The 13,566-nt window shown below is 75.0% G+C and carries 14 protein-coding genes; 8 read left to right on the forward strand and 6 right to left on the reverse strand.

All coding sequences use genetic code 11. The features are described from left to right. The first annotated feature begins 87 nt into the window (after positions 1–87). Positions 88–792 carry a class I SAM-dependent methyltransferase gene (locus ACQ9ZG_RS12630; protein WP_499280495.1) on the forward strand — a complete coding sequence of 235 codons (705 nt, stop codon included), beginning with the start codon at positions 88–90 and terminating at the stop codon, positions 790–792. A gap of 39 nt (positions 793–831) precedes the next feature. Then, on the forward strand, positions 832–1,332 hold the full coding sequence (locus ACQ9ZG_RS12635; protein WP_499280496.1) for a DinB family protein: 501 nt from the start codon (positions 832–834) through the stop codon (positions 1,330–1,332). 22 nt (positions 1,333–1,354) lie between these two features. On the opposite strand, the gene ACQ9ZG_RS12640 is transcribed toward ACQ9ZG_RS12635, so the two are convergent. From ACQ9ZG_RS12640 to ACQ9ZG_RS12660, 5 genes are all read right to left on the reverse strand, one after another. Next, positions 1,355–2,269, reverse strand: a complete 915-nt coding sequence (locus tag ACQ9ZG_RS12640; protein WP_499280497.1) for a 4-(cytidine 5'-diphospho)-2-C-methyl-D-erythritol kinase — start codon at positions 2,267–2,269, stop codon at positions 1,355–1,357. After that, the gene (gene rsmA, locus ACQ9ZG_RS12645; RefSeq protein WP_109914188.1) at positions 2,266–3,141 is read right to left on the reverse strand and encodes a 16S rRNA (adenine(1518)-N(6)/adenine(1519)-N(6))-dimethyltransferase RsmA; all 876 of its coding nucleotides are present in this window, start codon (positions 3,139–3,141) and stop codon (positions 2,266–2,268) included. Before rsmA ends, ACQ9ZG_RS12640 begins: the two co-directional genes overlap by 4 nt. Next, positions 3,138–4,307 (reverse strand): resuscitation-promoting factor, encoded by a 1,170-nt coding sequence (locus ACQ9ZG_RS12650; RefSeq protein WP_499281596.1) that lies wholly within the window; start codon positions 4,305–4,307, stop codon positions 3,138–3,140. Before ACQ9ZG_RS12650 ends, rsmA begins: the two co-directional genes overlap by 4 nt. 559 nt (positions 4,308–4,866) lie before the next feature. Beyond that, complete coding sequence (locus tag ACQ9ZG_RS12655; RefSeq protein WP_499280498.1) at positions 4,867–5,733, reverse strand: TatD family hydrolase; 867 nt, start codon at positions 5,731–5,733, stop codon at positions 4,867–4,869. A gap of 231 nt (positions 5,734–5,964) precedes the next feature. Next, a complete protein-coding gene (locus ACQ9ZG_RS12660; protein ID WP_109914171.1) occupies positions 5,965–6,333 on the reverse strand; it encodes a hypothetical protein in 369 nt (122 codons plus the stop codon). A gap of 476 nt (positions 6,334–6,809) precedes the next feature. On the opposite strand from ACQ9ZG_RS12660, the gene ACQ9ZG_RS12665 reads away from it, so the two are divergent. Genes ACQ9ZG_RS12665 through ACQ9ZG_RS12685 form a run of 5 tightly spaced genes read left to right on the forward strand, consistent with a single transcriptional unit; the run spans position 6,810 to position 10,743 of the window. Beyond that, positions 6,810–6,986, forward strand: coding sequence for a hypothetical protein (locus ACQ9ZG_RS12665; protein WP_018492746.1), 177 nt, complete (start codon positions 6,810–6,812; stop codon positions 6,984–6,986). A 10-nt stretch (positions 6,987–6,996) separates the two neighbouring features. Further along, positions 6,997–7,701 (forward strand): hypothetical protein, encoded by a 705-nt coding sequence (locus ACQ9ZG_RS12670; protein WP_028417544.1) that lies wholly within the window; start codon positions 6,997–6,999, stop codon positions 7,699–7,701. Further along, positions 7,698–8,747: a DUF6895 family protein gene (locus ACQ9ZG_RS12675; protein WP_499280500.1), complete on the forward strand. Its 1,050-nt coding sequence runs from the start codon at positions 7,698–7,700 to the stop codon at positions 8,745–8,747. The genes ACQ9ZG_RS12670 and ACQ9ZG_RS12675 overlap by 4 nt, the downstream gene beginning before the upstream one ends. Beyond that, complete coding sequence (locus tag ACQ9ZG_RS12680; RefSeq protein WP_028417542.1) at positions 8,744–9,688, forward strand: DUF6895 family protein; 945 nt, start codon at positions 8,744–8,746, stop codon at positions 9,686–9,688. The genes ACQ9ZG_RS12675 and ACQ9ZG_RS12680 overlap by 4 nt, the downstream gene beginning before the upstream one ends. Next, positions 9,685–10,743, forward strand: a complete 1,059-nt coding sequence (locus ACQ9ZG_RS12685) for a serine hydrolase domain-containing protein (RefSeq protein WP_386698117.1) — start codon at positions 9,685–9,687, stop codon at positions 10,741–10,743. The genes ACQ9ZG_RS12680 and ACQ9ZG_RS12685 overlap by 4 nt, the downstream gene beginning before the upstream one ends. 47 nt (positions 10,744–10,790) lie before the next feature. Here the strand turns inward: ACQ9ZG_RS12685 and rsmI are convergent, their stop codons facing one another. Next, positions 10,791–11,729, reverse strand: coding sequence for a 16S rRNA (cytidine(1402)-2'-O)-methyltransferase (gene rsmI, locus ACQ9ZG_RS12690; RefSeq protein ID WP_219995612.1), 939 nt, complete (start codon positions 11,727–11,729; stop codon positions 10,791–10,793). Positions 11,730–11,782: 53 nt separating this feature from the next. Between rsmI and ACQ9ZG_RS12695 the strand changes: the two genes are divergently transcribed. Further along, entirely contained in the window at positions 11,783–13,552 is a 1,770-nt protein-coding gene (locus ACQ9ZG_RS12695) for a dolichyl-phosphate-mannose--protein mannosyltransferase (protein ID WP_109915553.1), read from the forward strand. The last annotated feature ends 14 nt before the right edge of the window (positions 13,553–13,566 follow it).

The raw sequence follows: 13,566 nt of genomic DNA on the forward strand, positions 1-13,566 counted from the left end.
GGCAAGATCCCGTGCGGTCTGCGGCGGGCCTGGCAAGACTGGGCGCGTACCCCGTTCGTTCCCGCCCCACCCCCGAGGAGCCCGCCCATGGACACCACCGCCGACGCCCGCACCGCCTGGGACGGCATCTACGCGTCCCGGCCCACCGCCACCGATCCGCGGCCGAACGTCCGCCTCACCGAGACGGTCGCGGAGCTGCCGCCCGGTGACGCGCTGGAGCTGGGCTGCGGGGAGGGCGGCGACACACTGTGGCTGGCCCGGCGGGGGTGGCGCGTCACCGCCGTCGACCTCTCGGCCGTGGCGGTCGAGCGGCTGAACGCCCTGGCCCGCTCGCACGGGCTGGCCGACCGGGTCACCGCCGAACAGCACGACCTGGGCGCGTCCTTCCCCGAAGCGCCCGAGGATCCCGATGGGCCCGAGGGTCCCAAGGCGCCCGAGGGACCCCAAGGTCTCACGGGCGGGTTCGACCTGGTCACCGCGCACTACCTGCACACCCCGTTCGACCTGGACCGGTCCGCCGTCCTGCGCCGGGCCGCCCAGGCGCTGCGGCCGGGCGGGCGGCTGCTGGTCGTCGACCACGGTTCGACCGCGCCGTGGTCGTGGAACCAGGACCCCGACGTCCGCTTCCCGTCCCCGCGGGAGGTCGCGGAGGGCCTGGCGCTCGACCCCGCCGGCTGGACGGTCGAGCGGGCCGACGCCCCGCGCCGCACCGCGACCGGGCCGGACGGCACCACCGCCGAGGTCACCGACCACGTCCTGATCGTCGTCCACCGTCCCGCCGGACGCGCCTGACGCACCCGACCGCCGCCGATCCCGCGAAGGAGGCCCACCATGGCCACCGGCCCCCGCACCCACCGCCGTCGCGACACCCCGCCGCCCCGCACCGGCACCACCGAGGCCGAGACGCTGCGCGGCTTCCTCGACTACCTCCGTACCTCCGTCGCCGCGAAGGTGGAGGGCGCACCGGAACCGGCGGTCCGCACGGCCGCCGTGCCCTCGGGGACCAACCTGCTCGGCCTGCTCCACCACCTGACGCACGTCGAGCGGGCGCTCTTCCTCGGGGAGGAGGTCACCGACTGGCCGGGGACGTTCCGGGCCCCGCCGCAGGACACCGTGGACGAGGTCGTCGGCCGCTACCGTACGGCGGTCGAGCGCGCGAACGCCGTCCTCGACGGGTGCGCCGACCCGGCCGCCCCGCTCCCCCGCGCCCGCCCGGGGAAGCCCGCCCCCAGCGTCCGCTGGGCGCTCACCCACATGATCGAGGAGACCGGCCGGCACGCGGGCCACGCGGACATCCTGCGCGAGCTGATCGACGGTACGACGGGGCGCTGAGCCGGTCGTCCCCGCTCAGGGGTCAGGCCGTCACCACGTGCGCGCCCCGCGCGGGCGCCGGAGCCACCCGTGCGTCGCGGCAGGTCCCGGAGGCCAGCAGCGCGTCGGCCACCTTCCGGGCCGCCGGCCCGTCCGCCACCAGGAACGCCGTCGTCGGCCCGGAACCGGAGACCAGGGCGGCCAGCGCCCCCGCCTCCGTGCCCGCCGCCAGCGTGTCGGCGAGGGAGGGGCGCAGGGAGAGCGCGGCGGGCTGGAGGTCGTTGCTCAGGGCGCCCGCGAGTGCGCCGGAGTCGCCGGAGCGCAGGGCGGCCAGCAGCGCGGGCGAGGCGGTCGGCTCGGGGACCTCCGCCCCCGCCGTGAGCCGGTCGAACTCCCCGTACACGGCGGGCGTCGACAGCCCTCCGTCCGCCACCGCGAAGACCCAGTGGAAGGTGCCGCCCACCTCGATCGGGGTCAGCTTCTCGCCGCGTCCGGTACCGAGCGCGGCCCCGCCGACCAGGCTGAACGGCACATCGCTGCCCAGCTCGGCGCAGATGGCCAGCAGCTCGTCGCGGCTCGCGCCCGTCCCCCACAGGGCGTCGCAGGCGACCAGGGCGGCGGCCCCGTCGGCGCTGCCGCCCGCCATGCCGCCCGCGACCGGGATGTCCTTGGCGATGTGGAGGTGGACGGCGGGCTCGATCCCGTACCGCTCGGCCAGGGCCACGGCGGCGCGGGCGGCGAGGTTGGTGGCGTCCAGCGGGATCTGGGCGGCGTCCGGGCCCGAGCAGGTGATGCGCAGCTCGTCGGCGGGGGTGGCGGTGACCTCGTCGTACAGGCCGACGGCGAGGAAGACGTTGGCCAGGTCGTGGAAGCCGTCCGCGCGGGCGGCGCCCACGGCGAGCTGCACGTTGACCTTGGCGGGGACGCGGACGGTGACGCCCGTACGGACCGTGCTCACCGGGACGCCACCTCCGGCTTGTGCTCCGCGATCGCCGCGAACTCCTCCACCGTCAGGGACTCCCCGCGCGCCTGCGGCGAGATCCCGGCGGCGGTCAGCGCGGCCTCGGCGGCGGGCGCGGACCCGGCCCAGCCGGAGAGGGCGGCCCGGAGCGTCTTGCGGCGCTGGGCGAAGGCCGCGTCCACCACGGCGAAGACCTCGGCGCGGGAGGCCTTGGTGGCGAGCGGTTCGGTGCGGCGGACCAGCGAGACGAGACCGGAGTCGACGTTCGGGGCGGGCCAGAAGACGTTGCGGCCGATGGCCCCGGCGCGCTTGACCTCCGCGTACCAGTTGGCCTTCACCGACGGCACCCCGTAGACCTTGTTCCCCGGCCGGGCGGCGAGCCGGTCGGCCACCTCGGACTGGACCATGACGAGGGTCCGCTCGATGCTCGGGAACCGCTCCAGCATGGTGAGCAGGACGGGCACGGCCACGTTGTACGGGAGGTTCGCGACGAGCGCGGTGGGCGCGGGGCCCGGCAGCTCGGTGACCAGCATCGCGTCCGAGTGGACGAGGGCGAAGCGGTCGGCGCGCTCCGGCATCCGGGCCTGGACCGTGGCGGGCAGCGCGGCGGCGAGGGTGTCGTCGATCTCGACCGCGACCACCCGGTCCGCCGCCTCCAGCAGCGCCAGGGTCAGCGAGCCGAGCCCGGGGCCGACCTCGACGACCACGTCGTCCGGGCGGACCTCGGCGGTGCGCACGATGCGGCGGACGGTGTTGGCGTCGATGACGAAGTTCTGACCGCGCTGCTTGGTCGGGCGTACGCCCAGCTTCGCGGCCAGGTCGCGGATGTCTGCGGGGCCCAGGAGGGCGTCGGGCTCTGTGCTGCTCACCCGGTAAGCCTACGGCCGCAGTGCGGCCACGGACTCGCCCCCCGCTGTACGTAGAGCTTCTTCGCCCGGTACGTCTGCTCGGCGGCGGGCGCGTCCTGGGGGCGGCCGCCGCCGCCGAGGGAGTGCCAGGTCCGGGTGTCGAACTGGTAGAGCCCGCCGTACGTCCCGCTCGGGTCGACCGCCCCCGGCCGCCCGCCGGACTCGCAGGCGGCGAGCGCGGCCCAGTTCAGCCCGTCCGCCCCGGCGACGGACGCGGGGCGCTGCCGGGTGCCGGTGCGCACGACGCGGCTGACCGGCCGGTGGACCAGCTCCTCGGCGGTGCGGCGGGGCTTCTGCCGTACGCCGTTGACGGTCCGGACGGCGTACGTGACCCGGCGCACGCCGTTGCGCCCCGCGCGCTCCACCCGTTCGATGCCCCGGAACAGCTCGGGGTCCTCGCTCCGCTCGACGGCGTACGGGACGCTCTCCTCGCGCACCTCGTGGGTGTCGGTGATCCGCAGGACGGAGACCGTCTGCCCGTCGCGCGGGAAGCTCGTGGCGGCGACGGAGGTGGTGTCCGGCCCTTCCAGGGTGATGCCCGCCTGGGCGAGGGCTTCCCGGACGGTGGCGACGTTGGTGCGCAGGGTGCGTTCCTGGCCGTCGGCCATGAAGGTCACGGTGCGTTCGGTGCGGACGGTGAGGGTGAGGCCGGTGCGGGCGACGGGGGCAGAACGGGCGACGGAGAGGTACGCGCCCTCGGTACGGACCCCGAGGGCGCGCAGGGCCTCCTCCACGGTTCCGGCGGTCGTCCAGACCCGGCGGTGGTGACCGTCGAGGGTGAGGTCGAGGGGCCGGCCGTAGCGGACCGTGACCTCGTCGCCATGGGCCAGGCCGGTGCCGGGGGCCGGGAGGACGCGGTCGTGGGCGCCGACGGTCACGCCCTCGTCGGCCAGCAGCTCGGTGACGTCGTCGGCGAAGGTGTGCAGGGTGCGGGGCGTGCCGTCGACGTCCAGCCGGACCGCCTTGTCGTGGGCGACGAACGCGGCGGTGCCCCCGGCCAGGAAGGCGACGACGAGGGCCCGGGGGACGAGGCGGGCGAGCCCGGGAGTCCCGGGGTTCGGGGCGGGCGACCGGCGGCGCTTGGCGGCCCGCCGCACCTCGGCGCGGGTGGGACCCTGCCCGGGCACGCCGGACGGCGGCCCGGCGGAGAGCGGAGAGTCGGCGGCGGGCGGGGGCCCGGCGGAGAGCGGCCCGGCACAGGGCGGCCCAGCGAAGGGCGGGGAGTCGGCGGCCGACGGAGGGCCGGCGAGGGGCGGAGGCCCGGCGAGGAGCGGCCCGGCGAGCGGGAGGTCGACGACGGTCGGGGCGTGGGCCTGGGCGGCCGTCGGGGCGTGGGCGCCGGGGACGGGGGTGGCGGGCACGGGGGTGGCGGGCGCTGCCGCGGAGAGTCCCTGGGCCACGGTCGGCCGGTCGTGGAAGGGGGCGCGGAACGGGTCGTGGAGCGCGCCGCCCGGCTCGCCGGGGAGCGCACCGGGGAGCGGCGCCGCCACGGGCGCGGGAGGCGGCGGCGCCATCACCGTGCCCCGGCCACCGCCGCCGCGCGCTGCCCGGTGACTGCCCTGCGAAGTTCTCACGCCGCTCCCACGTTCCGCCCTTGTCCCCGTCGTGCGCGGGGACGATAGCGGAGCTTCGGTGACGCATCAAAACGACACGGCTACGGAGAGTCGCAGCAGGGCGCTCCTGGCCTCAGAAGTCGAACGCGCGTGCCGTGTTGTCGTAGACCGCGGCGGCCAGCGTGTCCTCGTCGACCCCCTTGACCCCGGCCATCGCGCGGAGCGTGACGGGGATGAGGTAGGGGGCGTTGGGCCGCCCCCGGTACGGAGCGGGGGTGAGGAAGGGCGCGTCCGTCTCGACGAGCACCAGTTCCATGGGGGCGACGGCGAGGGCGTCGCGCAGCGGCTGGGCGTTCTTGAAGGTGACGTTGCCCGCGAACGACATGAAGTACCCGGCCCGCGCGCAGACCCCGGCCATCTCCGCGTCGCCGGAGTAGCAGTGGAACACGGTCCGCTCGGGCGCGCCCGCGTCCGCGAGGACCCGCAGGACGTCGGCGTGGGCGTCCCGGTCGTGGATGACCAGGGCCTTGCCGTGCCGCTTGGCGATCTCGATGTGGGCCCGGAAGGACTCCTCCTGGGCGGCGATGCCCCCGGGGCCCGTACGGAAGAAGTCCAGGCCCGTCTCCCCGACCCCGCGCACGTGGTCGAGGGCGGCCAGCGCGTCGATCTCCGCGAGGGCGTCGTCCAGCGCGGCCTTGCCGCCGGGCTCCCGGGCCCCCTGCCGCGCGGTGCCGTCCGGGTCGCCGTGGACGATGCGCGGGGCCTCGTTGGGGTGCAGGGCGACCGAGGCGTGGACGGCGGCGTGGGCGGCCGCGGTCTCGGCGGCCCAGCGGGAGCCCGCCACGTCGCAGCCCACCTGGACCACCGTCGTCACGTTCACCGCGGCGGCCCGGGCGAGGGCCTCCTCGACGGTGGAGTCCTGCATGTCCAGGTGGGTGTGGGAGTCGGCGACCGGGACCCGGAGGGGTTCGGGCAGCGGCGGGGCTTCGGTACGGCTCATGCGCACGACTCTACGAGGGGCCACGACTGGACGAGGGGCCCGGTCCGCCGGCGTACGAGGACCGGGGGCAACGGCTCCCACGGTCCTCACGCGGGGAGGCGCGTCACCGGCGGCACCGGGCCCGGTTCACGTACGCCGGGCCCCGGCCCGGGACCGGAGCGGACCCGGACCACGAGGGGGGTCGGGCCCGTGCCGGTCGCGGTCCCCGGACGACCGGCTCGGGCCCGGGTCTCACCTGCGGTGGAACAGGTCCGACAGCCGCCAGTGGTGGCGCTCCGGTCCGGCGTCGGCACCGGCGCTCCCGCCCGGCGCGTCCGTCTCCGGCGGACGCGCCGGGCCGTGCTGACGTTGGAGCAGCTTCTGTACGTCGGCCACGCGCCCGGCCCGCATGATGCGGACCACGTGCCCGCCGCAGTTGGTGCAGGTGGGGGTGGAGAGCGGGGACGGCACGCGCTCGCCGTCGGCCGTGTAGGTGACGAACTCATGGCCGTGGATGTCCACGTGGTGCTCTATCTCGTAGGACTGCTCCCAGCCGTACCCGCACCGCATGCAGGCGAAGGCGTAGGCCTCGTGGACGGTGGTCGCTGCGATCTCGCTCATACCCGCTCCTCTTGTCCGCCGGTCAGGCACTCCGGGGACGGCCTCCCCGCCCGAGGGGTTCGAACAGGTGGCCCGTCCCCTCCAGTGGACACCCGTGCGGGGGCGGACGCACCAGCTCAGAGCCGTTATTGATGCGTTCTTGGCCTCCTTTTGCCGCCCTTTGCCGCCGCATGGCCCGCCTGAGGGCTCCCGCCGGACAGCCCGTGACCGGCGGACGGAACAGCCGTGACCGGCGGCCGGGCGAGCGCCCCCGTACACGCCCCGCCCTCCGGCATGAATGCGCCCGCGCACCACCCCCGCACCACCCCCGGAAATTCCCCGAATTACCGCCACCCCCTCACCCGTTCGGCCCATGAATTCACTATTCAATTGAATAGTCGATTTCCACAGCTTTCCGCTCCCGATTTGCGGAGCCTCCATTCCTGCTTTTCACTCGTTACGTCCACCCCATTTCCCACAGGACGGGGAACAACCTCATGTACACCACGGACACCACTGCCACCGACGTCGAGTTCGACCTCGACGCCGCACTCAACCCGGGCGAGATCGACGGCGTGTACCGCGACACCCGCGAATGCGCCTACCTCGCGCTTCTCGCGGGCGGCGGCGCCCTGCTGCTTTCGCCTCCGACCCCGCGCCCGAAGAAGGGCTGAACGTCGGAACATGGACCAGACACATGCTCCGTCCCCGCTAGCGGGTGCCGTGCATGACCTGGCAACAGAGGTGGTTCTCGCTCTTCGGAGCGGGGACCACCTCGCCACGGTGTGCGGCGCGGCGGGAATCGACGAGGAGAACCGGACCGGAATCGCGGCGGCGCGGGTCATCGGCGCCGACGTGCTGCTGCCGAGCGTGCTGTACGGACGCGACCCGCATCCCGGGGACGTCGCCGTGCTCGACCGGGCGGTACGGGAGTTCCCGCCCAAGCCCGACGCCCCGGCCGCGACGGCCTGGAGCCACTGGCACATGATCTCCACGCTCCGGCGGATCGCCCCGCCGCCCCCGGGCGCCCCGGCGGTCACCTACGAGGAGCCGGACGCGGCCTGGCTGGAGCGGGCGCCCTGGCAGTCCTTCACCCACCAGCTCTCGGTCCTCGCCCCGCTCGCCGTGCCGGCCGCCCCCTCGGCCGTGCGGCAGGCCGCCTCCGCCAGGGCGGTCGACCTCGCGCGCGGATTCGTCCGCGCGGTCCGGCGGCGCGACTGGCTCCAAGCGGCGGGCGCGGGCCGCTGGCTCGCGGCGACCGGCGGCGAACCGGCCACCCTGGGCCTGGAGCGCGGTCTCGACTTCGTCGAGCTGATGGGCGGCCACGACCCCCGCGTCACCCTCCATGTGCGGGCCGCCCGGCTGATGGCCGAGGCGAGGACACGATGACGACGACCGCGACGCCCCAGCACCCCGGACCCCACCCGGGCCACGCCTCCCGGGAGCGCCCCTCCCCCGGCGCCGCGCTCGCCGTCCTCCCGCACGTCCTGCGCGGGGCCCTCGCCTGGACCGACGCGCACCGCACCCGGTTCGCGCTCACCGACGACGTCCTGGAACCCCACACCCAGGTCAACGCCACGCTCAAACCCCTCGGCGAACTGGCCCAGCTCTGCTCCACGGTCACCGCCGCCACCGCCCCCGGCACCCCGGAGCACGAGGTGGCCGGGGACCTCGTCACGTACGCCTGGGAACAGGTCGAGGCGGGCGGCCTGCTCCTGGAGCTGCTCCGCCTCGAACCCTTCGCGGCCTACCCGTACGAGATCTACGCCGCCTTCGCCGGGCACGGGCTGCGCCACGAGGGGTTCGAGGCGCTGGCCCGCCCGCTCACCGCGACCCGCGCCTGGGCCCACACCGAGCAGCACGCCAACCGGCAGCTGGGGCTGGTCAACTCGGAGCGGCGGGTGGGGGTGCTGACCCACACGGACGCGGGCGGGGTGCTCGCCCGGACATGGCTGGGCGGGCTCTCGGAGCCGTGGATGTTCGAGGGCCCGTCGGGATACGCGCTGACCCACACCGTCTTCCACCTCACCGACTGGGGCCGGATGCCCGACCGGGTGCCGGAGAAGGTCGACGGCTATCTGCGGACCTGGCTGCCGGCCTGGGCCGACGGCTGTCTGGAGAGCGGCCAGTGGGACCTGACCGGCGAGCTGCTGGCGGTGGCGGCCTCGCTGCCGGGCCCGGCGCCCGGGGAGCTGCTGGACGCGGTCTGGCCGGTGCTGGCCGGTGTCCAGCACCCGACCGGCTGCGTCCCGGAGACGGGCGTGCCGGTCCAGGACCCCGCCCCGGACCCGTACCCCTTCATCGACTGCTACCACTCCACGCTGGTCACGGCCTTCGCGGCGGCCCTGTCCCTCGGGTCGCTGCGGCGCACGGGCGAGCGGACGGGCGACCGGACGGACGAGACGACTCCCGGCCGGGAAAGGCACATCCCATGAGCAGCGGCAGCACCACGACCGGCATCCAGCAGATCCACGACGTGGGGGCGAAGGCCCTGGGCTGGCTGTACGAACACCGCGAGGGCTTCCGGCTGGAGGCGGACCCGTCCCCGGAGGCGGGGATGCTGGACCGGTTCAAGCCGCTGGGCGAGCTGGCGCTGATCGGGAAGGTCATCTTCCGCGAGGGCGTGGCGGGTTCGCAGCAGTCGGCGCTCGCGCACAAGCTGCTGGACCACGCCTGGCACGAGCTGCTGGGTTCGGGGGCGCGGCTGCTGGAGGGCCAGCGGCGCGAACCGCTCTCGCCGGTGCCGCTGGAGGTCTACGTACCGTTCCGGGAGCTGGGCTACCGGCAGCCGGACCTGGAGTCCGCGATCCGGCTCAACCACCGGCTGGCCAGCTGGGCGGGGCTGGAGGTGCTGCCGGTGCGGCGGCTCGGGCTGAGCGCGATCGAGCGGCGGTTCGGGGTGGAGCCGAGCGTCCCGGAGACGGCGGCGCTGGCCCACACCTGGCTGGCGCGGCGGGCCGAGCCGTGGACGGTGGAGGGCCACATCGGCTACGACATCACGCACACGGTCTTCCACCTCACGGACTGGGGCGAGAAGCCGGCCGGGCTGCCCGCCGACATCGCGGAGTACCTGGCGCTGTGGCTGCCGGCCTGGCTGGACGACTGGCTGGACCTGAAGCGCTGGGACCTGCTGGGCGAGCTGCTGGTCGTGGACGCCTGCCTGCCGGAACCGACGCTGGACCCGGCGGCCTGGCAGGGGTTCGCCCAGGCGCAGCAGCCGGACGGGGCGATGCCGGTGGTGGACGGGATGCCGGAGGGGGACGAGGAGGCGGTGTTCGACCTCGTCTACCACCCGACGCTGGTGGCGGCCTTCGCCTCGGCGCTGGCGATGAGCCGGGCCCTGTCCGACCTGAGCACGGAACCGGCCCCGGCATGACGGACGTCGCCGTGCCCCGTGCCGACGCCCCCGGCACCCCCTCCGCCACCGCACGCCTCCTGGCCGGGGCGGCCGGGCGGATCGACGCCCCGGACGTGGTGCTCGCGCTGAGCCGGGACGGGGTCCGTACGGTCCACACGGGCGGCAGCGCGGAGCCCGGCCCGGTCCCCCGGGAGCGGCTGCACCACGAGCTGGGGTCGGCCTCGAAGCCGTACGCGGGACTGCTGCTGGCCCGGCTGGTGGCGCAGGGGCGGGTGCGGTACGAGGACCGGGCGGCGGACCTGCTGGCCCCGGGCCTCCCGGTGCACCCGGCGGTGCGCCGGATCACGCTGCGCCAGCTGCTCACCCACACCTCGGGGCTGCCGGGGCTGCCCGCCGACTTCTACCCGCAGGCCGTGCCCCGCTGGTCGACGGACCCGTACGGGAACTATCCGGCGGACCGGGTGGTGCGGGCCTTCCTCCGCGCCCGCCCGCGCCACCGCCCCGGCACCCGCTGGCACTACTCGAACTTCGCGGTCTCCGTCCTCGGCCACACCCTCGCGGCCGCCACCGGAACCCCGTGGGAGGTGCTGCTGCACCAGCAGGTGCTGGCCCCGCTGGGCCTGGGGGCGACGCTGCTGCGCCCGGGCCCGGACGGCACCGACGCGACCGGCCACCGCCGTGACGGCACGCCGCTGCCCGCGCTGGACACAGGGGGCTTCACGGCGGCGGGGGCGCTGCGCGCGACCCCGCTGGACCTGCTGACGTTCCTGGAGGCGCACCTGGGGGGCGGCGAGCCCCGGGACCCCTCGCTGGCCGCCGCGCTCACCGAGGTGGTCCGCCCGCTGCTGCGGCGCGGCTGGCGCCACGCGCACACCCACACGCTGACGTGGTTCCACCACCCGTCCCCGTACGGTCCGGTCCTCTTCCACGCCGGGGCGACCCTGGGCCAGCAGGCGTTCCTGGGCTTCCGCCCGGGGACGGGTCTCGCGGTGGCGGCGACGGCGACGCGGCGGGTGCACCGGAAGGACACGTTCGTGGCGACGGCGTACGAACTGCTGACGGAGACGCCGTAAGCACGGGTACGGGTACCCGTACGGCTTGAGGGCCTCGGTTGGGCCTCCTACGACCGGGGCGCCTGCGGGGAGGCGCCCCCGGCCTCCATCCCGCCCTTCTCGCCCTTCTCGCCCTTCCCGCCCTTCTCCGCGTTCTTGGCGGCGACCACCGCGTCGAACACCTCCCGCTTGGGCAGTCCGGCCGCGGCGGCGACGGCGGCGATGGCTTCCTTGCGCCGCTCCCCCGCCTCCTCCCGCACCCGCACGCGCCGCACCAGCTCCTCGGCGTCCAGCTCCTCCGGCCCGGAGTCGGCGGCGCCCTCGACGACGACGGTGATCTCCCCCCGTACACCGTCGGCGGCCCACTCGGCCAGCTCGCCGAGCGGACCGCGCTTGACCTCCTCGTACGTCTTGGTCAGCTCGCGGCAGACCGCGGCGCGGCGCTCGGCGCCGAAGACCTCGGCCATGGCGGCGAGGGTGTCGTCCAGCCGGTGGGGGGCCTCGAAGAAGACCATGGTGCGCCGCTCGTCGGCGTTCTCGCGGAGCCGGGAGAGCCGCTCACCGGCCTTGCGCGGCAGGAACCCCTCGAAGCAGAACCGGTCGACGGGCAGCCCGGAGAGGGCCAGCGCGGTGAGGACGGCCGACGGCCCCGGCACGGCGGTGACCCGGATGTCCCGCTCCACGGCGGCGGCGACGAGCCGGTAGCCGGGGTCGGAGACGGAGGGCATTCCGGCGTCCGTGACGAGGAGCACCCGGGCGCCACCGGCGAGGGCTTCGACCAGCTCGGGGGTGCGGGCGGACTCGTTGCCCTCGAAGTAGGAGACGACACGCCCCGAGGTGTGGACGCCGAGGGCCTGGGTGAGCCGGCGCAGCCGCCGGGTGTCCTCGGCGGCGACGACGTCGGCCTTCTCCAGTTCGGCGGCCAGGCGGGGCGGGGCGTCCGCCACGTCGCCGATGGGGGTCCCTGCGAGCACGAGCGTTCCAGTCGTTCCAGTCACATCAGCCATCCTCGCAGCACGGGCAGCGCCCTTCGCACAGATGCGTTCCCTACGATGGCGCGGTGACGAGTACCGCACCCGAGACCCAGCGGGGCCAGGACGCCGGGGACCCGCTCGGCGAAGAGCCGACCTCCTGGCAACGGCGGCTGCGCCGTTTCGGCCATGTCCCCCGCCCGGAGACGCCGCTCCGCGACCGGCTGGACCCGCCGTACACCCGGCCGGGCCGCCAGGTGTGGTCGGTCTTCGCGATCTCCCCGGCGCTGGCCGACCGGCTGGTGCGGTGGTCGGGCTGGGGCGGTCCGCTCCTGGTGGCGCTGGTGGCGGGCGTGCTCCGCTTCTGGAAGCTGGACCAGCCGCACGCGGTGATATTCGACGAGACGTACTACGCGAAGGACGCGTGGGCGCTGGTCAACCAGGGGTACGAGGGGTCCTGGCCCAAGGACGTCGACAAGCTGATCCTGAAGGACCCGTCCTCGGTGCCGATCCCGACCGACCCGGGGTATGTGGTGCACCCGCCGGTCGGCAAGTGGGTCATCGGCTTCGGCGAGCAGCTCTTCGGCTTCACGCCGTTCGGCTGGCGGTTCATGGTGGCGGTGCTCGGCACCCTCTCCGTCCTCATGCTGTGCCGGATCGGCCGACGGCTCTTCCGCTCGACGTTCCTGGGCTGCCTGGCCGGGCTGCTGCTCGCGGTGGACGGCCTGCACTTCGTGATGAGCCGGACGGCGCTGCTCGACCTGATCGTCATGTTCTTCGTGCTGGCCGCGTTCGGGTGCCTGGTGGTGGACCGGGACCATGCCCGCCGCCGGCTGGCCGCCGCGCTGCCGGTGGACGAGGAGGGGGTGCTGCGGCCGGACGCCCGGATCGCGGAGACCCTGCGCCTGGGGTGGCGGCCGTGGCGGCTGGCGGCGGGCGTGATGCTGGGCCTGGCGTTCGCCACGAAGTGGAACGGGCTGTACGTGCTGGCCGCGTTCGGCCTGATGACGGTGTTGTGGGACGTGGGCGCCCGCCGCACGGCAGGCGCGGCCAAGCCGCATCTCGCGGTGCTGCGACGGGACTTGGTCCCCGCGTTCGTCTCCACGGTCCCGGTGGCGATCGTCACGTACCTGGTCTCCTGGACCGGCTGGATCGTCACGGACAAGGGGTACTACCGGAACTGGGCGGCCACGGAGGGCAAGGACTCCGGCTGGAGCTGGCTGCTGCCCGACTGGCTGCGGAGCCTGTGGCACTACGAGACCCAGGTGTACGACTTCCACGTCGGCCTCACCTCGGGCCACACGTACGAGTCGAACCCCTGGAGCTGGCTGGTGCTCGGCCGCCCCGTCTCGTACTTCTACGAGGAGCAGACGGGCTGTCAGGAGTCGGCCACGGGCAAGTGCGCCGCCGAGGTCCTGGCCATCGGCACCCCGCTGCTCTGGTGGCTGGCCTGCGTCGCCCTCGCGTACGTGGTCTGGCGCTGGCTCTTCCGCCGCGACTGGCGGGCGGGCGCGATCGCGTGCGGCGTGGCGGCGGGCTGGCTCCCCTGGTTCTTCTACCAGGAGCGCACGATCTTCCTCTTCTACGCGGTGGTCTTCGTCCCGTTCCTCTGCCTGGCCGTCACCATGCTCCTGGGCGCGGTCATCGGCCCGGCCGCGGGCCGGGGCACCCGCGCCGAACTGGGCCTGACGACAGCCGACCCGACCGGCGAACGCCGCCGCACCCTGGGCGCCATCGCGGCGGGCGTCCTGGTGCTCCTGATCATCTGGAACTTCATTTATTTCTGGCCGCTGTACACGGGCACGTCGATCCCGGAGGACCTGTGGCGGGACCGGATGTGGCTGGACACCTGGGTGTAGCCGAGCGCCCGGTC

This window comes from Streptomyces araujoniae, from assembly GCF_050871195.1.
Classification (GTDB): domain Bacteria; phylum Actinomycetota; class Actinomycetes; order Streptomycetales; family Streptomycetaceae; genus Streptomyces; species Streptomyces bacillaris.